The organism is Arthrobacter sp. TS-15, from assembly GCF_006964045.1.
Lineage (GTDB): Bacteria > Actinomycetota > Actinomycetes > Actinomycetales > Micrococcaceae > Arthrobacter.
Genome location: NZ_SDXQ01000010.1, coordinates 1 through 20,394, shown reverse-complemented (window position 1 = coordinate 20,394; position 20,394 = coordinate 1). Strand labels below are relative to the sequence as shown.

Annotated in this window: 21 protein-coding genes; 10 read left to right on the top strand and 11 right to left on the bottom strand. The window is 61.3% G+C overall.

Annotated features, from left to right (window positions below):
- Positions 1–394: 394 nt before the first annotated feature.
- Positions 395–1,054, top strand: a complete 660-nt coding sequence (locus EU811_RS04805; RefSeq protein ID WP_238703295.1) for a helix-turn-helix transcriptional regulator — start codon at positions 395–397, stop codon at positions 1,052–1,054.
- 370 nt (positions 1,055–1,424) lie between these two features.
- On the opposite strand, the gene EU811_RS04800 is transcribed toward EU811_RS04805, so the two are convergent.
- The gene (locus EU811_RS04800; RefSeq protein ID WP_142937358.1) at positions 1,425–1,976 is read right to left on the bottom strand and encodes a transcriptional initiation protein Tat; all 552 of its coding nucleotides are present in this window, start codon (positions 1,974–1,976) and stop codon (positions 1,425–1,427) included.
- 149 nt (positions 1,977–2,125) lie between these two features.
- Positions 2,126–3,079, bottom strand: a complete 954-nt coding sequence (locus tag EU811_RS04795; protein ID WP_238703294.1) for a hypothetical protein — start codon at positions 3,077–3,079, stop codon at positions 2,126–2,128.
- Positions 3,080–3,350: 271 nt separating this feature from the next.
- On the opposite strand from EU811_RS04795, the gene EU811_RS23685 reads away from it, so the two are divergent.
- Positions 3,351–3,557 (top strand): hypothetical protein, encoded by a 207-nt coding sequence (locus EU811_RS23685; protein WP_162520264.1) that lies wholly within the window; start codon positions 3,351–3,353, stop codon positions 3,555–3,557.
- Between the two features lie 510 nt (positions 3,558–4,067).
- On the opposite strand, the gene dnaB is transcribed toward EU811_RS23685, so the two are convergent.
- Positions 4,068–5,456, bottom strand: a complete 1,389-nt coding sequence (dnaB, locus tag EU811_RS04790; RefSeq protein ID WP_017197290.1) for a replicative DNA helicase — start codon at positions 5,454–5,456, stop codon at positions 4,068–4,070.
- 591 nt (positions 5,457–6,047) lie between these two features.
- Between dnaB and EU811_RS04785 the strand changes: the two genes are divergently transcribed.
- Together EU811_RS04785 and EU811_RS04780 are read left to right on the top strand one after the other, a co-directional pair.
- The gene (locus EU811_RS04785) at positions 6,048–6,521 is read left to right on the top strand and encodes a hypothetical protein (RefSeq protein ID WP_142937382.1); all 474 of its coding nucleotides are present in this window, start codon (positions 6,048–6,050) and stop codon (positions 6,519–6,521) included.
- Positions 6,522–6,528: 7 nt separating this feature from the next.
- Complete coding sequence (locus EU811_RS04780; protein WP_142937356.1) at positions 6,529–7,101, top strand: hypothetical protein; 573 nt, start codon at positions 6,529–6,531, stop codon at positions 7,099–7,101.
- Between the two features lie 3 nt (positions 7,102–7,104).
- Here the strand turns inward: EU811_RS04780 and EU811_RS04775 are convergent, their stop codons facing one another.
- The 4 genes from EU811_RS04775 to EU811_RS04760 all read right to left on the bottom strand — a co-directional run bounded on the left by EU811_RS04775 (position 7,105) and on the right by EU811_RS04760 (position 10,324).
- A complete protein-coding gene (locus EU811_RS04775) occupies positions 7,105–7,461 on the bottom strand; it encodes a TFIIB-type zinc ribbon-containing protein (RefSeq protein WP_238703293.1) in 357 nt (118 codons plus the stop codon).
- Between the two features lie 49 nt (positions 7,462–7,510).
- Positions 7,511–8,137: an FMN reductase gene (locus tag EU811_RS04770; RefSeq protein WP_142937381.1), complete on the bottom strand. Its 627-nt coding sequence runs from the start codon at positions 8,135–8,137 to the stop codon at positions 7,511–7,513.
- Positions 8,138–8,232: 95 nt separating this feature from the next.
- The gene (locus EU811_RS04765) at positions 8,233–9,189 is read right to left on the bottom strand and encodes an alpha/beta hydrolase (protein WP_142937354.1); all 957 of its coding nucleotides are present in this window, start codon (positions 9,187–9,189) and stop codon (positions 8,233–8,235) included.
- Positions 9,190–9,247: 58 nt separating this feature from the next.
- A complete protein-coding gene (locus EU811_RS04760; RefSeq protein ID WP_142937353.1) occupies positions 9,248–10,324 on the bottom strand; it encodes an alpha/beta hydrolase in 1,077 nt (358 codons plus the stop codon).
- Positions 10,325–10,567: 243 nt separating this feature from the next.
- Between EU811_RS04760 and EU811_RS04755 the strand changes: the two genes are divergently transcribed.
- Positions 10,568–11,818, top strand: a complete 1,251-nt coding sequence (locus tag EU811_RS04755) for a CaiB/BaiF CoA transferase family protein (protein WP_142937352.1) — start codon at positions 10,568–10,570, stop codon at positions 11,816–11,818.
- A complete protein-coding gene (locus tag EU811_RS04750; RefSeq protein ID WP_142937351.1) occupies positions 11,815–12,777 on the top strand; it encodes a hydroxymethylglutaryl-CoA lyase in 963 nt (320 codons plus the stop codon). Before EU811_RS04755 ends, EU811_RS04750 begins: the two co-directional genes overlap by 4 nt.
- 2 nt (positions 12,778–12,779) lie before the next feature.
- Here the strand turns inward: EU811_RS04750 and EU811_RS04745 are convergent, their stop codons facing one another.
- Entirely contained in the window at positions 12,780–13,223 is a 444-nt protein-coding gene (locus tag EU811_RS04745; protein WP_142937350.1) for an SRPBCC family protein, read from the bottom strand.
- Between the two features lie 76 nt (positions 13,224–13,299).
- Positions 13,300–13,593, bottom strand: a complete 294-nt coding sequence (locus EU811_RS04740; RefSeq protein WP_142937349.1) for a DUF4287 domain-containing protein — start codon at positions 13,591–13,593, stop codon at positions 13,300–13,302.
- A gap of 616 nt (positions 13,594–14,209) precedes the next feature.
- Between EU811_RS04740 and EU811_RS04730 the strand changes: the two genes are divergently transcribed.
- On the top strand, positions 14,210–15,097 hold the full coding sequence (locus EU811_RS04730; RefSeq protein ID WP_142937348.1) for a hypothetical protein: 888 nt from the start codon (positions 14,210–14,212) through the stop codon (positions 15,095–15,097).
- Between the two features lie 6 nt (positions 15,098–15,103).
- Here EU811_RS04730 and EU811_RS04725 read toward each other — a convergent pair whose 3' ends face one another.
- Positions 15,104–16,003, bottom strand: a complete 900-nt coding sequence (locus EU811_RS04725) for a diacylglycerol/lipid kinase family protein (protein ID WP_142937347.1) — start codon at positions 16,001–16,003, stop codon at positions 15,104–15,106.
- Between the two features lie 295 nt (positions 16,004–16,298).
- Between EU811_RS04725 and EU811_RS04715 the strand changes: the two genes are divergently transcribed.
- The 3 genes from EU811_RS04715 to EU811_RS04705 all read left to right on the top strand — a co-directional run bounded on the left by EU811_RS04715 (position 16,299) and on the right by EU811_RS04705 (position 19,708).
- Positions 16,299–17,411 (top strand): acyltransferase family protein, encoded by a 1,113-nt coding sequence (locus EU811_RS04715; protein ID WP_142937346.1) that lies wholly within the window; start codon positions 16,299–16,301, stop codon positions 17,409–17,411.
- An 85-nt stretch (positions 17,412–17,496) separates the two neighbouring features.
- Entirely contained in the window at positions 17,497–18,174 is a 678-nt protein-coding gene (locus EU811_RS04710; protein WP_142937345.1) for an ABC transporter ATP-binding protein, read from the top strand.
- A 1-nt stretch (position 18,175) separates the two neighbouring features.
- Positions 18,176–19,708 carry a DUF6297 family protein gene (locus EU811_RS04705; RefSeq protein ID WP_142937344.1) on the top strand — a complete coding sequence of 511 codons (1,533 nt, stop codon included), beginning with the start codon at positions 18,176–18,178 and terminating at the stop codon, positions 19,706–19,708.
- 6 nt (positions 19,709–19,714) lie between these two features.
- Here EU811_RS04705 and EU811_RS04700 read toward each other — a convergent pair.
- Positions 19,715–20,394, bottom strand: a 680-nt coding sequence (locus EU811_RS04700) for a PhzF family phenazine biosynthesis protein (protein ID WP_142937343.1), incomplete at its 5' end; no start/stop codon positions are given.

The window sequence follows — 20,394 nt, the reverse complement described above, 5'->3', positions numbered from 1 at the left end:
CAAAAAATCCCATGTGGCTAGCTGATGGTTCCGGAAGGAGTGAGGCAAGAGATCCCGCATGAATGACCGGAACAGGCAAGGAAGGTTGGCATCGTGGCCTCTCTTGTTCGGTCATCTACTCACTCCCGACTGAAAGCGGAGTTGCTCCGCCTGTCTGATTATGGAAGCGCTGGTGACCTGAGGTGCTCTGACTACTCCCAAAGTACTAGGGGTGTAGGCCCGGTGCCGCGCAGGTCACAACGCTCGCCGAGCCTCGCCCCACAACACTTAGCCAACACAGGAAAGGCCACTGATAGGGCGAAAAGAGCGGGCTAACTTACTCATGTGTCAGATCGACATCTACACATAGCTGGCGCGTTGAAAGCGCGGGCCTAGCCATCGATCAGGGGGCAAAATGGGAGCTGTTGCATACACCTTTGACGTCGACTTCATCCACAGGAATCCAGTTCTCAACAGCGCAGTCATGTCTGAGTGGGAAAGCAGTGCAAAAGCCACAACGCTGGGGAAGGTCTACAGTTCCTGGGCTTCCTTCTCGCGGGATCATCCCAGAGCTGCCCACTGGATAGCGCTGGACGCCTTTTTTGATGACGAAGTTCCTCTTCCGCTGAAGGTCCGCACTATTGCTGCGACCGGCCGACGCTGCATTGTGTTGGGAAGGGTGAGCTCAGCTCAACGCTCTGCGCTAGGCGCAGAGGGTGCCGTTGCCATCCTGGATGATGACTCAACACCTGCGGAAATTCCACGGCGGATTGAAGAGGTGGTGGTTGGTTCTGCCCCCACGCTTCCGGCAAAGCCGGGAGTCGGCACCAGGCTCACCGATCGTGAAATCCAAGTCTTGGAACTCTTCGCGCAACGCCGGGCCCTGACAGCTTCGTCGCTGGCCTCAGCGCTCGGACTCCGTACCACCACCGTCCGGGGCCATCTCTTCCGCGGCCGCCGGAAACTTGCTGCTGCAGGCCTCAAATGCGCCACACGCGGGGAGCTGGCGAATGCACTCCAGGAGATTGGATACAGCCACACTGACGCTCAGTGGCATGCCTCCGGGCGATGGTGAACAGGCCTTAGGCGGCCTATGCCACTGAGGGATTCCATGCTCCACCACTGAGATTGGGGCATCGGGCATGAGCCACTAAGAGTGCCAAACCAGACAGCAGCGAGCCTTGCCCGCAGCAACGCCAACAGCGAAGTGATCCTGGCCCCGATACAACGGGAGTAGCGCGGGGTTGCAGTGGGCAACTAGGCAGAGCCCAGGTACGTAAGCGAAGACTCCCAAAAAGACCCTGAAACGCAACCTACGGGCCCGACGAATAGCGTCGAACCCGTAGGTGCGCCTTCCCGGGCTGGGCGGACACACCCACCACCCGGGACGAGCGGAACTGCAAAAGCCCTCCCCATCAAAGGCAGGGCAGCCAACGTTTCGGCTACTAGTCAGATTCGGTCAAGACAACGCTGATGACGGACACAGTGGTGGTGCCGTTGTAGGTCACGGTCACAGTCATGGTTGCGGTGGAAGGCCTCTCGCTGGATGCCAGGTTTTGAGTACTCACAGCAAAGAGAGCAACACCATCTGCACCCGTGACGACGGTGACACTGCGGCTCTGATCCGACTCTGGTCCGCCGTTGTCCGGCGCCGGGTACGCGTAGATACCCAGGACGTCGCCGTCGCCATTTTGGCCGGATACGGTGACGGTGACCGTAGCGCCTACAACAGGGTTGCCGTTGGCGTCCTTTACCGTGACCGGGAAATCGTAGGCTCGTTGATCCAGATCCTCTTCGAAGCTCCCGTAGTGGTGGTCGCCCTTCCAGTTGCTGATGACGGTTCCGGTTCCGGGCGTCACAACCACCGGTGGGAGTGACGCAGCCACTGCCGGAGTTGCCGCGGCTATAGCAATTGCAGGAATGCTCCACGCCGTCCCGATAACCACTTTACGCCGGTCAATAGTCGAACTTTTTGCTTTACCTTTATCCAAGGTCATCGTTTGCTCCTTCAAGTCAGTCAGCGCGCTAGCTGACTGAAGTAAATCTGTCGTGGAAATTTCGGTGCAAACGGAACTTATCATTGTGCTCTTATCCCAAATTTTTTGCTGCTTGGGATGTACTATGCAAGTTTCAAAGGCCTCACTGATCATGCATCCAGCAGAATTCCGTGAGACCGAAGCTTCTCAACACTCTCCAGCAAATGGGATTCATATCCACCTGGAAGTCCAATATGAGGAGCGATGCGCTCGGAGATTCCGACTAGATCGCAAGGGGTAGCCAGTGCGTGCCAGATGGCGGGCCCAATGCCTGAAAGTCGAACTACGCCCTGGCCGGTCATCACGATCAGTTCAGGGTCCTGGCCGTTTGGTGAGGGAATCTCAACGGCGTCGAGGAGTTCAGCCCTCTTGAGGACCCTGGAGTGGGCGCCATGGAGGTGCGAATGTTCTTCCGACGACGGTTCTGTGCCCCTATGCAGGACTGACCTCCACGTTTTACGTATGGCTGGCTGTTCAAGGAGGGCGGGCAAAACCACCGCCAAGTCTCCGGCCTCGCGGTAAGTCACACGGACCGCGCCACCGGTCGCGTCGAGGATCCCACAGAGGCGACTCACTGGCTGGCGGACTTCACCCAGGGACGAGGTGTGGGGTGCGAGCTCGATGATCGCCTCCGCGTGAGAAAGCGGAGTGACCTTAGGTGTGGACGCATTGGGCTTTCGGTCCAGTAGGACAACCAACGCCAGCGTCGGCGAGGCAGGTGCCACCAGCAGTCCGAGGTCGTCAGGGCCGATCTGGTGCTTGGGTGCGGGGAGTTCTTCGACTATCAGCGATAGTGGCTTCGCATATGGAACGATCATTCCTGCGCCATCAACGGCAACGGTTTCATCAGTGACGTAGCCCAGGGTAGCCCCCAGACGTCTGGTTGCGGTGGTCTTTCCCATGCCCGAACGCCCTACAAGGGCAACTGTCCGGCCGGTTCCCGTATCCGCCAATGCTGCGGCATGCAGCATCACCAATTCTCCCCGGCCCGCGGTGATGCCCGCCAAGGTTATGGCGCTTGTCAGATCCGCGGCGAATTGCCTGAATGTGCGGCCGGTGACCACGGAAGTTCCAACACGCGATGAGACTGTGGCCCGAAAGGGCCGTCCCGCTGCGTGAACCGGTTCTGCCCCGGCGCTATTTCCGGAAGACGGCTCGTCAGACAGATCGAGGCAGCGCTCCCATGCTCGCCGCAGTTCCGCGTAGAGATACGGAGTTACTCCCGCCTGCAGCACCACTGAGACAGAAGCTCCCAGAACACGGAGTTTCAGTCGGTACGACCCCGCGAAGTTTGCTGGTTCTTCCGACAAATCAACCCCACTTGTACTTCCGTGGATGCTGGTCGCCGACCCTGTGGTCATGGTTGTACTCCTCTTCATCAAAGTGGCCTTGCCGAATTTTTCAGGCCAGGAGACCGCCCATTGGGCCGGTGCCGGCGTTACCAATGAGTGCATCGGCATTCTTTATTGTTTGCAATCAATACCACTAAATGGTGCGGACCGCGTGGCTTCACTCATTATTGGTCATTGCTTCACTACGTAGATGCGAACCGAAGTAGCCACTGATAGATGGCATAGTCCACATATAGTGAGGGCTTGGATCAAACCAACCAGAATGTCAATCTGAATTCCCTGGAAACGGCACCGACGTGGTCCGTATCAAACACCAAACGCGCGCATTTATCCGCACCGAACTAGGGGCCAAGAGCGCCGAGGCAGCATCCCGGAGTCCCTAACCTTAATGTCGACCAAGTACGCAGCCTGATCGGAGGCTGGGGGAAGACTTTCAGGCCGCCGGGAACTGGGTGCGTCCGATTGCGCTCAGCATGGCCTCCACACATCAGTCGGCTGGGCACAAAGTGATAATGCCGCAGTATCTCGACTCCGGGGACGAAGTCTTACTGTTCCGTGGCGGAAACCCCGGGAAACTACCGACGCCGTTGATCTTCTAAATTGGGCTACCTGTCCCAGTCCGGGAACGACCGCCCGGCTCAGGGGATGCGCCAGCGGACACGGGCATCACCAACACTTCTTTCCCAGGCCGGGCAACGGGCTAGAAGCCGCCGCCACCCGCCCCGGTTTCACCGGCCATGTTGGCAAAGCGGGAGTAATGGCCCTGGAATGCCACCACGATGTCCTTGGTGGGACCGTTACGGTGCTTGGCGATGAGGATGTCAGCTTCGCCTGCGCGCGGTGACTCTTTGTCGTAGACGTCCTCACGGTGGAGCAGGATCACCATATCGGCGTCCTGCTCGATGGAGCCGGATTCACGGAGGTCGGACACCATGGGGCGCTTGTCCTGGCGCTGCTCGGAACCACGGTTCAGCTGCGACAGGGCAATGACGGGAACCTGAAGCTCCTTGGCGAGCAGCTTGAGCGCACGCGAGAACTCGGAAACTTCCTGCTGGCGCGATTCCACCTTTTTGCCGGAGCTCATGAGCTGGAGGTAGTCGAGGATCACGAGCTTGAGGTCGTGCTGTTGCTTGAGGCGGCGGCACTTGGCGCGGATTTCCATGAGGGACATGTTGGGGCTGTCATCAATAAACAGCGGAGCATCGTTCATGCGACCCATGGTGGTGGCGATCTTGGACCATTGCTCGTCCTTGATGGTGCCCTTGCGGAGATCCTGCAGGCCAATGGTCGCTTCTGCTGAGAGAAGACGCATCGCAATTTCGTTCCGGCCCATTTCCAAGGAGAACATGACCGTGGCCAGGTTGTTCTTGATGGCAGCGGAGCGGGCAAAGTCCAGCGCGAACGTGGACTTACCCACGGCAGGACGGGCGGCGATAACGATCATCTGGCCCGGGTGGAGTCCGTGCGTCAGTTCGTCCAGTTCGTAGAAGCCGGTGGGAACGCCGGTCATGCCCTCGCCGCGGTGACCCGAAGCTTCGATCTCGTCCACGGTGGACTCCATGACGTCCTTCAACGCCACGTAATCCTCGGCAGTACGCTTTTCCGCCACCGCGTACACCTCGGCCTGCGCCTGGTTGACGAGGTCTTCCACCTCGCCGTCCTGGCCGTAGCCCATCTGGACGATTTTGGTGCCGGCGTTAACAAGGCGCCGTAGCACCGCACGCTCTGCAACGATCTCAGCGTAGTAGCCTGCGTTGGCCGCCGTTGGCACGGTCTGAATGAGCTCGTGGAGGTAGGCGGGGCCGCCGATACGGTTGATCTCACCACGCTTGGTCAGTTCATCCGAGACGGTGACGGCGTCAGCGGGTTCACCGCGGCCGTAGAGGTCAATGATGGACTCATAGATGGTCTCGTGGGCGGGACGGTAGAAGTCGTGTCCGCGAACGATCTCCACGACGTCGGCAATTGCGTCCTTGGACAGCATCATTCCACCGAGCACCGACTGTTCAGCGGGGATGTCCTGGGGAGGTTTCCGGCTCGAGTCCGAAGCGCGTGAGCCCTCGATTGAGTCCAAGTGCGTTACTGACAAAGCCGTCCTCCATTTGTGTGCCGCTGTAGAGCTGAACTCCCTGGCGGCCCGTAAAGCGCAGTGCGTGGCCAAGTGTCCGCCTGGTGCATCTCACGATGTCACGCAGGCCCGACAGAATAGCCGCGTCCACAGGTTATCCACAGTGGCTTCCATGGGCTCTTCTCAAGTGGTGACTTTTTGGAAGCCCAGGAAACACTTTCGCGGGATATTCGTGCCCAAAATGGACACTCCAGACACGTTACAGCAGGTGCTTCACACCCCCTGTGGATAACCTGTGGAATACCAGCCAGAGGTTGTGCACAGACTGTGCGTTACCCTGTGGATAGAGAATTTCTTTCACGGGAAATAACGCTCTGACCTGCGGAAACACTCCCCACACGCTGTGGACGCGAGAAAGTTTTGCCAGCAATTAATCCACAGACACTACAGCTCCGGGGGTCATCCAAGGACGGAAAATCCGGTGATACATACTCGAAATGTGATGCATCTTACAAAACCGTCTTTAATTTGACAGAGATCTCTCAGAAGCCTATGCCGGAAGTGGAATGTGCTGTGGATAACCAAGTTCTGGCATAAGCTCTAGGCATGGGGATGAACTTTGGTGACGTACTGACGATTGTCCTTCCGCTTCTTGTCCTCGTGGGCCTGCTGTGGGCGCTCACGGCAGCCTTCAAGCCGCGCGATACCGGCCTTTCCGACGCCGAGAGGTATCAACGCGAACTGGCGGCACGTTCCGCTGCCCACCAAGCGTCCCAAGTGCGGGAGGCACTGGCCCTTCGCGCCCGCATAGATGCCACTACCAAGCCGAGCCAGAACGAGGCCAGCCATCGCGAGCAGGTGGAGAACAGCAGGACGGCCATTCAGGCACAGGCTGCGCGGTCTCACGCTGCCGGACAAACGGGACACCAACCAGCAGTGCTCCCCAACGGTCAACTGAACCCTCAACTGGCCTTCGAGTTACAAAACCTGGTCCGCAGCGGTAAAAAGATCGAGGCCATCAAAGTCCTCCGCCAGGCCACCCATTCAGATTTGCTTACTGCCAAGAACTACGTAGATCGGCTATGACGACGCCATGGATTCCATCCTCATCCCGCTCCTGATCCTCGTTGCGGTCATTGCGGGAGTGCTCCTGCTTATTCGCTCTTTCACCAAGCGCTCCGTCGAAAGCAAGGCCGACTTCGCAGCGGCGAATGCACCCAAGGACGCGGTTGAGTTGGCCAGAGAGTCTGCAGCGAAGCTGAATCAAGAGCAGCACAGGCAGCTCTACTCGCTCATTGCCCAGGGACAGGGCATGGCGGCCATCAAGCTTTACCTGCAGGCGACTGGAGAGGGCCTGCGGGCCTCGCGTGACGCCGTCGGCGCACTGGCGGCGCACCCCCAGCCGTTCACTCCGGAAGCCACACCCAAAGATTTGATTGCCGACGACGACGAGCCTGAACGTTTCCCCTACAGGTACAGGGCAATCGTCAGTAAGGGCGATGTCACCCGGGAAGTGAGCAGCAACATGCTCAACGACGAGATTTACGGTCGTATCCGCACGCTGGCAAAGAGCGGCGATGTTGAGGGCGCGGCACTTGCTTTGACGCGCCACTCAGACATCAACATCAAGCAGGCCCGCGAGTTCATTGAGCTGTTGGACGACTAAAAGCTAGAAGTCGAACAAGTCCCCCAGGAAACCTTCCTTCTTCTTGCGCTTGCGGCCGTACTGGTCGCGACCATAGCCGTCGCGTCGGTCGTCATCCCTCCGGTCGTAGTCGCGCCTATCCCTATCGTCGTACCGCGGCTGCTGTGGCCGGGACTCGAAGGGGTTGTAGATGGGCGGGGGCGCGATCGGCGGCTGGGACGGTGCGGCGGCAGGCCGGGCAGGGGCTTGAATGGTCTCCGCAGCGACCCGGTCAATGATCTTGTCCAGCTCCCCGCGATCCAGCCACACGCCCCTGCACTGCGGGCAGTAGTCGATCTCCACGCCGCTTCGTTCGCTCATCACCAGGTCAATGGAATCCACAGGACATTTCATGTTTGCCCCAACGATCGGCCCTGGCAATTAGTTCGTCCTATCTGCCTGCTGAGATTCCGGCAAGCAACTGTTCAAACGGCAGCGACTCAAGTGCATCGTTCTTCCGGTGCGGCTGGGAACCGCTCAATAGTTGCACGAGTTCACCGGCCGCTCGGTCTACGCGCACCGACAGGGGCGAGGCGCCGTCGCCGGTGTTTCCCCAGTCCTGCGGCCCCGCGAAGACGCCGGTGGCCGCAATCCTGGTGCGCAGGTAGCTGAACAGGGGACGCATTGCGTAGTCGAGGACCATCTGGTGGCGGTCGGTGCCGCCTGTGGCGCCCAGCAGCACGGCTTTGCCGTCCAACGACTTCGGGTCCAGGACGTCGATGAACGACTTGAACAGGCCGCTGTAAGAGGCGCTGAAGACGGGGCTGACGGCGATGATGGCGTCAGAATCCTCGACGCCGGCAATCACGTCCGCCAGGCGCGGTGCGGCATAGCCGGTGACGAAGTTGTTGGCGATGTCCACTGCGAGGTCGCGCAGTTCAACGACGTCAATCTTCGCGTCGTACCCGGCCGCGCGCAGTTGCCGCTCGGTGGAGGCGGCCAGCTGGTCGGCCAGCAAGCGGCTCGACGACGGGACGCCGAGTCCGGCGGAAAGTACGGTGATGCGGCGGGTTTCCATGGCATTCTCCTGTTGCTCGTTCATCCAGCTTACATGCATTTGCATCTAAATCACTGAACGGGTGATGAGTCAGAAGTATTCCCGCGGCGTCTTGGCTACTCCTTGAGCTGCATCAGAAACGCCACGGTTGCCGCGGAAATCTGCTCTTGGGCAACGCCCCGATCCACAGAGGGTTCGCCGTCGCCGGGCTGCGCACCGTAGCTTCCGAAGAACGCGTGATTCCCGCCTCGGATTTCAACGAAGGTGGCATCGGCGGGCAGCAACTCACGGGAGGCGTCGATCTTCGCCGGCGTGCTGAGGCCATCTTCGGTGCCGGAAATGGACAGAACCTGCAGTCCCGACCGGTCACGCAAGGAGTCCAAAGGGTAGGAGGCGTAAAGCAGCAGACCATCCACATCCTTGTTTCCCAGAGCAAAAGAGCTCGCGCTCACCCCTCCCAGCGAGTGGCCACCCACCGTCCATGTGGAGATCTCAGGATGGTCAGCCATGGCCCCACGTGCCTGGCTTCCGTCCAGCAGGCTGAGATTCAGGGGCGTCTTGAGAATCACCACGAGGACCCCGGCGTCCACCGCTGGCTTGAGGATGTCCGCATACGCCCGCGCTTCAACGCGAGCGCCCGGATAGAAAACGAGCCCCTTGGTGACAGCTGCCCCGGCCGGCTTCATGGTGATGGCTGTGGGCGATTCCACCATGGATCCGGCCACCGATCCCGCTTCAGCCGCTTCGGAGGCCTGGTATGCGAAGGGATTCAGCCACGCCAGGATGGCCACAAGTGCCAGCACGCCGACGCGCGCGGCCCACGCACCCACAGCCCTGGCCAAGGACCGCTTCGAGGAGCTACGGCGTCGACGCCACAGCAAAATACCCCAGAGAACTCCGACGACGGCGGCCGTCACCAGGAGCGACGGCAGGAGCGGATGACCACGCAGTACGGCCGGATTTCCCAGCAGCATCCACCCCGGAACTAGGACCAACGCGGCCACGCACACGGCGGAAACCCAGAACAAAACCGGTAGGCGCTTGTCTGCGGTGACCTGCAAAGAGGAAGTCATTCCTCAAGAATAGTTCCATCATGGAGATAAATTGAAGTCCGCTAGGGTTCTGCCGTGCTCAACGCCTCAGCGCGTGCTCGGACAGGAAGTCGAACGTCTTGTCCCGCGCCTCACGGGCCTCGGCAAAGTTCAAATGGAACTGATACTCATGAGGTAGCTCGGGCTGGTGAGTGGCCGGCCAGAACAGCTCGGTCACCGGAACTCCCGCATCCTTCAGCCGGTTGCTGTAGGGAACCGACTGGAGCCACGTGAGCCCGTCACCATTGCCGCCGCTGATGAACGTGGGAGGGAAGTCGTCGGTCACGAAATCGATGGTGGACATGGTGGCCCCGGCGTAGGTAGCGGACCAGTCCTTGGTGCCCGTGTAGGCCCACAGTGACGTCTTGAATCCCCAGGCCACAATCCCGTTGAGATCCGCCATGGCCCTGAGGTCGTACACGCCGCAATGCAGGATGGTGGCAGCCAGATCCGATTTCTGGAGCGCGGGCTCAATTCCCATCAGATTGGCATACCCGGGGTTTACGGTGAGCGTGGTCATCTGGCTGGCGAGCTGGGCGCCGGCGGAGTCACCGGCCAGAACTATGCGGCTGGCGTCCACGTTCAGCTCGGCGGCATTGGCCTTGATATAGGCGAGAGCTTCGTTGATGTCCCGCACCGCCGTGGGGTAGGTGGCCTCCGGTGCAATGGGGTAACTCATGCCGATGGTGGTGTAGCCCTCGGCGGCGATGATCTTCAGGTACGGATTCACGTCGCGCTGCGCTCCTGAAATCCACGCGCCACCGTGAATCCACACCACAGTGGGAAGTGCCGCCGTGGTGCCTTGAGGACTAAAGACATCAAAGGTGGATCCGGGCTTGTAGACGACCCCTTCTTGGGTTTGCAGCGGCGTATCCGGAACGTATGGAGTCATTTCGTCAATGGTTGCCTGTGCTCCGCGCTCAAAAACAGCACGGATCAGCAGCGCCGAGGGCCACGGAGTAGCCGAAAGTGCCAGCGCGACTACCAACACCAGCAGGATCGCCAACTCAAGCTTCCGTTGCCGCGCGGAGCGCTTTCGCTTGGTGCTGGAACGTAGGCCCGTACGTGCCTGCTCATCCTGCCTCGTACTGGCTTGGTTCGATTCCAACGGCCCCATCACACACTCCCCCGGTCGGCGTACCTCTGGACCATGCTAAGGCGGAGGGTCGTCCCCGAGGGTCAGGACAGCGGCCGCGCCGCCGCCAGCGGAACCCCTCGCCGCCGTCGAACGTCATAACGACCATCCACCGCGTGTAACCCACGACGCGTTCTAGCGCCTGCGGTCACTTTTGAGCCAGAGTGTAGGGGTGCACTCTCATCGGCGCGCCCACCGCCTATCCGCCCCGCACGAAAGAAGACCATGACACACCAAACAATCGCCCCTCTGGACGGCGTCCGGGTTCTGGAGCTCGGCAACTACATCGCCGCGCCCACGGCAGGCAGGCTGCTGGCCGACTTCGGAGCTGAGGTCATCAAGGTGGAGCGGCCCGGGACCGGCGACGAACTACGCAACTGGCGCCTTCACAAGGGCAGCACCTCCATGTTGTACCGCACCTTGAACCGCAACAAAAAGTCAGTGGTCCTGGATCTCCGCACGGATGCGGGCAAGCAGGCAGTGCTGGAGCTCGTAGCCAAATGCGACATCCTTCTGGAGAACTTCCGTCCCGGCACCCTGGAAAAGTGGGGTTTGGGGCCCGAGGTTCTCAACGACGCGAACCCGGACCTCATCGTCACCCGCATTTCCGCCTTCGGGCAGACGGGACCGCTGTCGCAGCGGCCTGGTTTCGCCGCCGTCGCCGAAGCCTACGGAGGATTCCGCAACCTGGTAGGCGACCCGGACCGCGCGCCGGTACGGGTGGGCGTCTCCATCGGCGACTCAATCGCGGGCCTGTACGCCGCCTTCGGTTCCATGATGAGCCTGTACCAGCGTGAAGCACGACGCCGGGACTCGGCTGGCGCTGTTCCGCTCACCGAGCGCATCATCGACGTCGCGTTGAACGAGGCCATGTTCTCCATGATGGAGTCACTGATCCCTGACTACCAGGCATACGGCGTGGACCGGCAGCGCGTCGGTGGCCGCATGGAGGGCATCGCTCCGTCCAACGCCTACGTGTGCAAGGACGGCGCGAGCATTGTGGTGGCCGGTAACGGGGATTCGATCTACCAGCGGTACATGCAGACCATTGGTCGCCCTGACCTCGCAGAAGACCCTTCCCTGCAGACAAACGCCGGGCGCTGGGCCAAGCGTGAAGAGTTGGACCAGGCCATCGGCGAGTGGGCAGCCACGCTGTCAGGCGCCGAGGCCCTCGAAGCCCTCGAAGCCGCCGGTGTTCCCGCCGGTCCCATCTACACCGCGGCGGACATCAGCACGGACAGCCAGTACGCCGCCCGCAACATGATCCAGAAGTTCGACGTTTCCACCGGCGAGGAAATCCTCCCCGGCGTCGGATTCCCCGGCATTGTTCCCGTGATCGGAGACCAGTCCCTGCCCATCCGAAACCTCGGCCCCGACCTGGGCGAAAACACGCAGGAAATCCTTGGCGGACTCCTCACCATGGATGCAGCGCAGATCAATGCGGCTTCCGGCCGCGAGGAGGCCCTCCGACCATGAACCGCTTCGAAAGCCCCCTGGCATCCACGCTGGGCAACGTCATCCTCAGGGACGTCACCCTGCGCGACGGACTCCAACTCACCGGCAAACTCCTGCCCACGGACCAGAAGATCGAAACCGTGCGGGAACTGCTGCGGCTGGGCGTTCCCGCCATCGAGCTCGGCTCCATGGCCCGCGCCGACCTTGTCCCCACCATGGCCAACACACTCGAAGTAGTCCGGGCCCTCACCCCAGAAGAACTGGAGAAATGCTGGATCTGGGTAGCCTCACCAGGCCACGTAGCCAAAGCATCAGCAGCTGGTGCGCGGAACTTCCAGTACTGCCTGTCAGCCTCCGACTCCCACAACAAGGCGAACATCGGGCGGACCACTGATGAGAGCCTGGCCGCCCTGCCCGAAGCTGTTGCGTACACTCGCGCAGTGAACGGCCAGATCCAGCTGTGCATCGCAACGTCCTTCACCTGCCCATTCGAAGGTTACGTTCCGGAGGAGCGCATTCTTTCGATCGCCAACGACCCCCGGGCCGAGGGCACCACGGACATCGTCATCTGCGACACCCTGGGGCAAGCCATTCCAGCGCAGGTAGCCCGCCTGATCACCCGGGTCCGGGACGAGTCCCCCGCCCGGCGAATCGTCTATCACGGCCACGACACCTGGGGCCTGGGCGTGGCCAACACACTTGCCGCCATCCAAGCCGGTGCCGCAATGGTGGACGGGGCCCTCGGCGGACTGGGCGGCTGCCCGTTCGCACCCGGCGCCAGCGGCAACACCTCCAGCGAGGACATCCTCTTCGCAACCCGGCCCGAGTGGCTCACCCCGGATGTTTTCGGGGAGCTCGTAGTCCTGTCTGAGAAGCTGCTTGCCGAACTGGGCGAACCGAACCGCTCCAAGGCAGCCCAAGGCGCGAGGTCCAAGGCAGCGGCCTTTGACTGGGTTAAGCCGTTGCGCTACACCACCTAGTCCTACCTGCCTGCCCCACCAGCGGCCATCAGTTCGAGGCGCTTCAAGGTCTCCCGGTTCCGGACCCCGATGACAGGATCCCGCAGGACCTTGGGAACCACTTTTCCCGGCCCACGCACGGCGTCTTCGGCAATGGAAACACGGCACTGATGGCCACCCAAATCTTCAAGGGTGATCACTATTTTCGCTTCACCCATGGGCCATCCCCGGGCAAGCAGCTCCAGCTTACGGCCGGTCTCCACGGCGGTGACACTGGTGCTGTCATCGATGAGGAAGGGCCAAGAGCCCACGGAATGATGCAGCTTGGCACCTGGCTGGGGCCATGCCGCGTCCACGGAGCGGATTCGGGAGGCACCCACCACCCAGCCTGTATAGAGCCAGCCATCCTCGATCACTTTCCATACGTCCGCGGCGGGGCTTTTGAACAACTGGGTCACTATGGACATGGTGGTCCTCTCTGCGTGCTCACCAGGATGGCTTGATTAACCTAAGCATGCTTAGCGTCAGCATGTCACAGGGGCATTAAGGAGTGGGCTTGCTCGCCTTGCCATCCAACCAGAGAGTGTACGATTCGTCGCGGTGCGTGCCGTCCGATCCCACATGCTTGCTGTCAATCCGCGGCCCCTTCTTGATGACATGCACCAACGCCATTCCGTGACCGCGTCCAAGATCGTAGTCCGCTTTGAGCCATTCAAGAATCGCCCCGGCCTTCACCGAAGGGTCTTTGAAGCCCTTGGTGTCTGCTATTTCAACCAACTGACGCGGAGTGAGGCCGGTCTTGTCTTCAATAGCGTCAAGGTAAGCCTGGAATGACATCAGGGTGGCCTTTCGTCCGGAAATCAACGAGCAGAATTCTGCGTGCGTGCGGTCATCTTACCCAGCTCAAGGCAACAGATCATGCCCATGTAGGCTGGGATCGGCAAAATGGGGGAATCAGTGGCTGAACCGGGCAAAACTCAAACACGTCCGCGCTTAGGATGCTTTGCCGTGCTCCTTATTGGAGTGGTCTTGTTTGCATGGGTGTGCTCCATCCTCTGGACAGGAATAGACGAGGGCGCCGTTCCACCGGATTCAGCATTTCCCTCGATTCCCGGCCCCAGTCAACCGAGGGCTGTTTCCACTGAATGTGGATCGGGTGGTTGTTGGCGGGAAATGGCAGTAGAGGTCGAAGCACCGCATACTGCCGAATCCCTGGCAGCCGAAATGGGCTTGGCTTCGGACCGTTGCGGGGCAGCAAACTTGTGGACTCTAAGAAAAACCTGCACCGGAATCGCCCATAGCAGTGCGGGGAAGCTATGGATCTCCTTGTCGTATTCGCCTCTTATTTCAGAGTACTAGCCGCGAAGCGGATACCGGGCAAGAGCGGACCGCGGAAGGGCTCCAACTGGTTGGCCCGGAGCCTCCTACTCGTCCGCGCCCCTACACTGATCGCATGACGTGCCGGCGGTGGCTTTTCCTTGCGGCGGGTCCGGCTCTGGCCATGACCATGCCATTTCTGGCCGCCTGCAGCTCCGGCAGTACCGGCTCTCCCTCCGGCAGCGGGAGTACCCAGCCCGTGGCTGTGGAGATCAACCAGTCCCGGGACCAATACGGAAAACAGGCCATCCTGCTGCAGCTCACCAACACCACGGATTCGCCAATAACTGTGACTGTGGCGCAGCTGCAATCCCCGCTGTTCCAAGGTGACATCGCCTGGAAGCCTTCTGCTGGCGGCCTCGAACTGCCACCCCGTCAGCCGAAGAGCCTGCCCGCAATACTGCCCGCGGCCGCCTGCGAAGTATCAGAAGGCACAACAACAGCACTTAACGCCAGGATCACCTACGCAGAACCGGGCAAGGAGCCCGTGGAGGCCAGCACCAACGCTTCCGATCCCTTCGGCGTCCTTTCCAGAAACGCCGGCGAGCTGTGCCTGGCATCGGAGGCCGCCGCCGTCGCTGTCATGGTCCTGGACCCCGCGCTGGAGGTGGCCGCTGACGGCCGCACCGCCGTCGTACGCCTTCTCATCACGCCGGCCACGCCGGGGACTGACCCGGGAAGCCTCACTATCGAGTCATTTGAGGAGACCACCTTGCTGGCGCAATCTCCGGCAGACCCCTGGCCGGCACATCTCGCCGTGGGCGCGCGCAAACAGGAACTACCTCTTACTATCCGGCCCGCCCGCTGCGATCCCCACGCTGTTGCTGAAGACAAGGTGGGCACCCTCCTGCCGCTGAGGGTGACCGTTGGTGACCGGAGGGGCGTGCTGAAGATTGCGGCCTCGAATGAACTGCGCGGCCGGATTTATGACTTCGTTACGGCCGCCTGTGCCCCGGCAGGCTAGAGGTGCCTAGCCGAGGGTAGCCAACGCCCCGGGAGCACACTCCACTCTGACCTTGACGTTAGCCTCCACGGACTTGACCTCGCCGTCCATTTGATACGGCAGCGGCTTGAGCGTGGTGAATTCATAGCTGCTCACGCTCGGCTGATCACCAAGGCCCTGGGTGGTGGCCTTTAGCGCGGTCAGCAGAACACGCCACTTGGGCATGTGCGGAAAAGTGATGACTTCAAACTTTCCGTCGGACGGGTGATCCTCTGCCTCACTCAAAGTGGCGTACTTGGCCATTTCATTGATGTTGGCGAACACCAGGCTGTCGAACTTCCGGCGCTTTCCATCCGCCAGGCGGATGCCGAAAGGCTCGAACTTGGAAAAGGTCTGGATCACGGTGACCATTTCCTTGAGAGCACCCTTACTGCCCTTTTCCAGTTCGGTGGCCACCACCGGGGTCAGGCCGAATCCGATGTAGGAATGCGCGTATTCATAGGGCGCATCATCATTCTGACCCGTGTGAATACGAAGAAGATCGATGTTGTGGACGCGGCCCTCCACAATGGCCTCTTCCAACGGCTTGGTGCCAATGATCCGGCTATGGTCGTTGGCGTTGCCTGCAGCCAAAACCGCGGAAACGGCTCGCGGATTCTCCGCCTGCATGACGCCGTTGACAACCTCGTTGTACCCCCCATCGCCGCTGACGGAGACCACCAGGACGTCGCCGCCCTTTGAGGCCGCCTCACGCGCCAGGTCCACAGCATGCCCGGCATGCTCAGTGGGCTGAAGTGTAATTTCGGACTGGTACGTGAGCAGCTGCTTGAGCTTGTCGTGCAACTGCTGCGCGAGCTCAGGTGCGTCCCCGGTGCTGTTGGGGTTGAAGATGATGACAATCGACTCAAAGGTCCGTGCAGTATCCATATGTGCTCCTCCTAGATGCGCCCGCTTAACTTCTACCCAATGCGCTGGGCGTCAATCAGGTGCCGGTGGAGTGAGTGAGGTAGGGGCGGCCAGCCCTCATGTGCCCGTCCAGCTCTTTGAGTTTGCCACGATAGGCGGCCACGGAGAAGTCGGGCACTAACCACACGCCTTTACGCAGGTCCACAACAACGCGCTGCGTAGACCAAATAGATGGTGTGAACGGACCAAACCCCCTGGCCCGTTCACACTATTTAGACGATTGGCGTGAACCTGCCGCGATGTCTCAAGGCAGGCAGTGAAGCCTGAAAAGGGATCTGTGGAAAAGCTTGAGTCGTCCTTCTTGTCCGCCCGGTACTGGCCGCAGCTAGACGGGCTCCGAACCGTCAGCATCGCAATAGTCCTCGTCTCTCACATGAGCGACCCCCACATCTGGGGATTTCTCAACGGGTCAATGGGAGTGACTCTCTTCTTTGTGATCAGCGGTTTCCTGATCACATCGCTCCTGATCCGCGAGGAACGCCGACGTGGCCGGGTGTCGATCTTTCAGTTCTATGTAAGAAGGGCCTTTCGCATCCTGCCGCTTTATTACATTGCGCTTTCAACGGCCGCAGTGGGCGTCTTCGTGTTCGGCCTGGGTGAGGGTCCGGTCAAATTTGCGGAGCGGTTACCGCTCCTGGCAACGTTCAATGGGGATCTCGCCAGCGGTGGCAGCTTTGTCCACAGTTGGTCGCTTGGCATCGAGGAAAAGTTCTACATCGTGTGGCCGTTCCTCATGTTCGCCATACCGCTGATAAGAAGGCATCGACTGGCCACGGCCAGCGTTTTGCTCGTCCTCGCCTCCGCGGCCAGTTACTGTGAAGGTGCGCGATACTTCGGGATTTACACCGCCATTCTTGCCGGTTGCGTCCTTGGCCTCACCATGCACACCCACCGGGGATTCAAGATGGTGTCAAAGCTCGCGCACCCCGGAGTGGCTGCCGCGCTCATACCTGTAGCTATCACCGCCTACATTCTTGACCCGGTCCTCCCCGGCGGCGCCGAGAGCGGCAATGCGCACGTCCTGTTCTCCTTCACCGTTGCGCTTCTTTTCCCTTCATTCATCCTTGCTACCTCGCCCCTCACAAGGTTGCTGAGCTGGAAGCCTGTCGCTTTCCTGGGGACCAGGACGTATGCGATCTACCTTTTCCACCCTTTCTGCATCGACGTGGTGAGCATGGCTATCCCTGCTGACCAACGAAATTTTGGGCTCGCTATTGTCAGGCTGGTCCTGGCCGCCGCCATGTCATTCGGTGTTGCAGAGGTACTGGCCCGTACCGTCGAACAGCCGCTGATTCTGTTAGGGAAGCGGTTGACATCCACCTCGAGGCGCACGACTGCCCCGTACTCAGTACCCGCCAACAAGGCCTAAACAGGCATCTCTTCTTCTCCGCCGCGAAGTGGGCAGCAACTTTGGCTATCAGAGGGTGACGCAATCCCGCCGGTAGGGTTGCACCATGGGGAAGGTATTGGAGGCCGAAAGGCTGCTGGTTGGCTATGCCGGGTCTCCGGTTTGCGGCGAAGTGACCGCGACGGTGGACGCTGGTGAAGTCCTGGGAATGGTAGGCGTCAACGGCGCCGGAAAGTCCACGGTGGCCCGGACCATTGCGGGACGGCAGAGCGCCCTGGCCGGAGACATCAAGGTCCACGGCCTCCTCATCGATCCGGACGCGGTACCGTTCCGTCGGCACGTCTCCGCAGTTTTCGACGACGATCTCTTCTTCCCGTCCCTCACAGTCCGCGAGCATTTGCTCCTCATTGCCCGTGGGCACTCCCTGGATGACCCCGAAGCTCGCGTTGAAGAAGAACTGGACTTCTTTGGGCTCCTGGGCAGGGCCCACGCCATTCCGGATGCGTTGTCCTCCGGCCAGCGCCGCAGGTTACTGCTTGCCGCCGGGCTCATCCGCCCGTCGTCGCTCCTTATCCTGGATGAGCCGGAACAGCGGCTGGATCCCACAATGCGCGACGCCCTGGGTGATCGAATCGCCGCGCATGCCCAAGACGGTGGTGCCGTGGTCCTGGTGACCCACGATCCGCAACTGCTGCTCGCCACGGCCACCACGTGTTTGGTCATTGGCGAGGAAGTCCAGGAGTTTCACCCCGAGCAGGGGGCCTCGATCATTGCCGGATCCTGACGTGCTTGCCCTTGAACGTTCCCCGCAATACCGGGAGCTGGCCTCGGACATTGTCCGCTTCACCCGCCAATCCGCCCGGCGCTACAAACGCAGCCGGATCTCGTGGGGAACCCGCTTCGTTGACGCCTACAGCTGGGGACTCGGCATAGGTGTTTCCCTGACCATTGCGGCCTCGTTCGTCCTGGCGCTGCGCAACGAAATCGCGGAGAGGACATCACCGCAGAACAGCATCATCCGGGCCCAATGGGTGGTGCTGCCGGAGTCCTTGCTGTGGACGTCCATCACACTCGCGGCCCTCCTGGTCATCAGCAACCTTGCCCGGAAGCTTGGACCGATGTCAGTGAATGGAGCAGAGAGCACTTGGTGGCTCACGCTCCCGGTCGACCGCCGGCCCATGGTTCTGCCACCCTTCATTCGCAGGGTGGCCCTTACCGCAGCCGGATCAACCATCATCTACCTGCCCTTCAGCATGGTGACCGCTGTTGACCGTGCTCCTGGCGAACACGTTCTTGCCGCACTCACCTTCGGAGCTGCGGGTTCCATCGCGGTGACTCTGGCCGCCTTTCAGCAGCTTGCCCTACTGGGTCCGCGGCTTGGCAAGACAATTGCGATGGGGGGAGTTCTTGCGTGCTCTGTCCTTCCGGCCTTCTCATCCTCTCCGTGGCCCACAGCACTGGCGACCGTTGCCGCCGTCGGGCTCCTTGCCGTGGTGGTGCCGCGCGCCGGCCAGGTGCGGGGAGACGAACTGGTACGCGGCGGCGCCGTTGCCGGGCACGCCGGTGCGTCGCTGTTCATGATGGACTCCAACGAGGTGCTCAGAGCTCTGGGCGGCAATCGTAAAAGGATCGACGGCGGCAGGGCAGCCCGCTTCTACGCCCGCCCCACGCGGGGCCCACTGAGGGCGCTGATCCGTGCTGACGCGGTGGCCTTCCTCAGGCTCAATCCCCCGGTGACGCCGCCGGTCCTGTGGCTCACCGCCTGCATCGCCATACTGCTGGTGAAGGGTGGCCTACCCGAGTTCGCACAGTTGACGGTGATCGTGATCGCAGGGTGTGCCACGGCTTCCGGACTGGGCGGTGTGGCCCGCAAAACGGCATTGGTCCCTGAACTCGACGCAATGCTTCCGCTGCATCCGGCACTTGTGCGAACAAGCCGGACACTGATGCCGTGCGTGGCGATGTCCGTGTGGATGGCTGTGCTCTGCAGTCTGTTGGTGCTGCTCGGGGCTGCGAACCCTGCCTTGATAGGCGTTGGTGCCCTGGCCGGGGTCGGGATGGGTGCCGGGACACTCCGCGCAGCCACCAGGACCCCACCCGACTGGACCGCCCCGCCGGTGGAGACCCCCTTCGGGCCGGTACCGCGGGCCCAACTCGGCTCCCTGATGCGCGGGCTGGACGTGACCGTCCTGGCCATGGTTCCGATGCTGCTGGCCCTGTACCTTGGCTACGTACCGACGTCCGTTGTTGCTGTCCAGGCGGCCTTCAGTGCCGGCATCTTCCTGCTGGTTGTCCTGACACGCCCCAAGCGCTCCTAGCAGCGCTTAGAGCAGCACCGTGCCTTCAATGCACGTGACTGAGGCACCGCCCACCCAGATTTCGCCATCCTCCGCCCTGACGTGAATACGGCCAGCCCTGCCCAGGACAGTACCTTGGGCGGCAACATACTCGTGGGGAGCCCGGCCGCTGCCGATCAGCCACTGGGCCGCACCGGCATTGAAACTTCCCGTGACCGGGTCCTCCACCATGGCGTCGCCGGGAATGAACGTACGCACCTCGAAGTCGATGCCGGCCCCGGGCTTGTGGGGGCCAATGATCCCGACCTTCAGGTCACCCATGGCAGCGAGATCCGGCTCCACGGCCAGGACCTGCTCAGCCGAACCGAGGAGCACGCCGATCCACGTGGGTCCGTTGACCAGCCACGACGCATCCAGCAGGGCATCCTCGGGCAGCTGCAGGCCGGCAGCGAGCTGCGCCCGCGTATTCTCATCCACCGGACCGAAGCGGGTCAGCGGTGGCGCAGCGAAAGCCAAGCGACCGGCGTCGTGCTTTACTCGCACCAAACCCGCGCCGCACTCCTGAACCACAACGCCGCCAGTCTTGGGCACTCCCCCGGCATGCAGCCACGTGTGCGCCGAGCCCAGCGTGGGGTGGCCAGCGAAAGGGAACTCCTCGCTGCCCGTGAAGATCCGCACCTTGTAGTCCGCTTCGGGGTGGGTGGGAT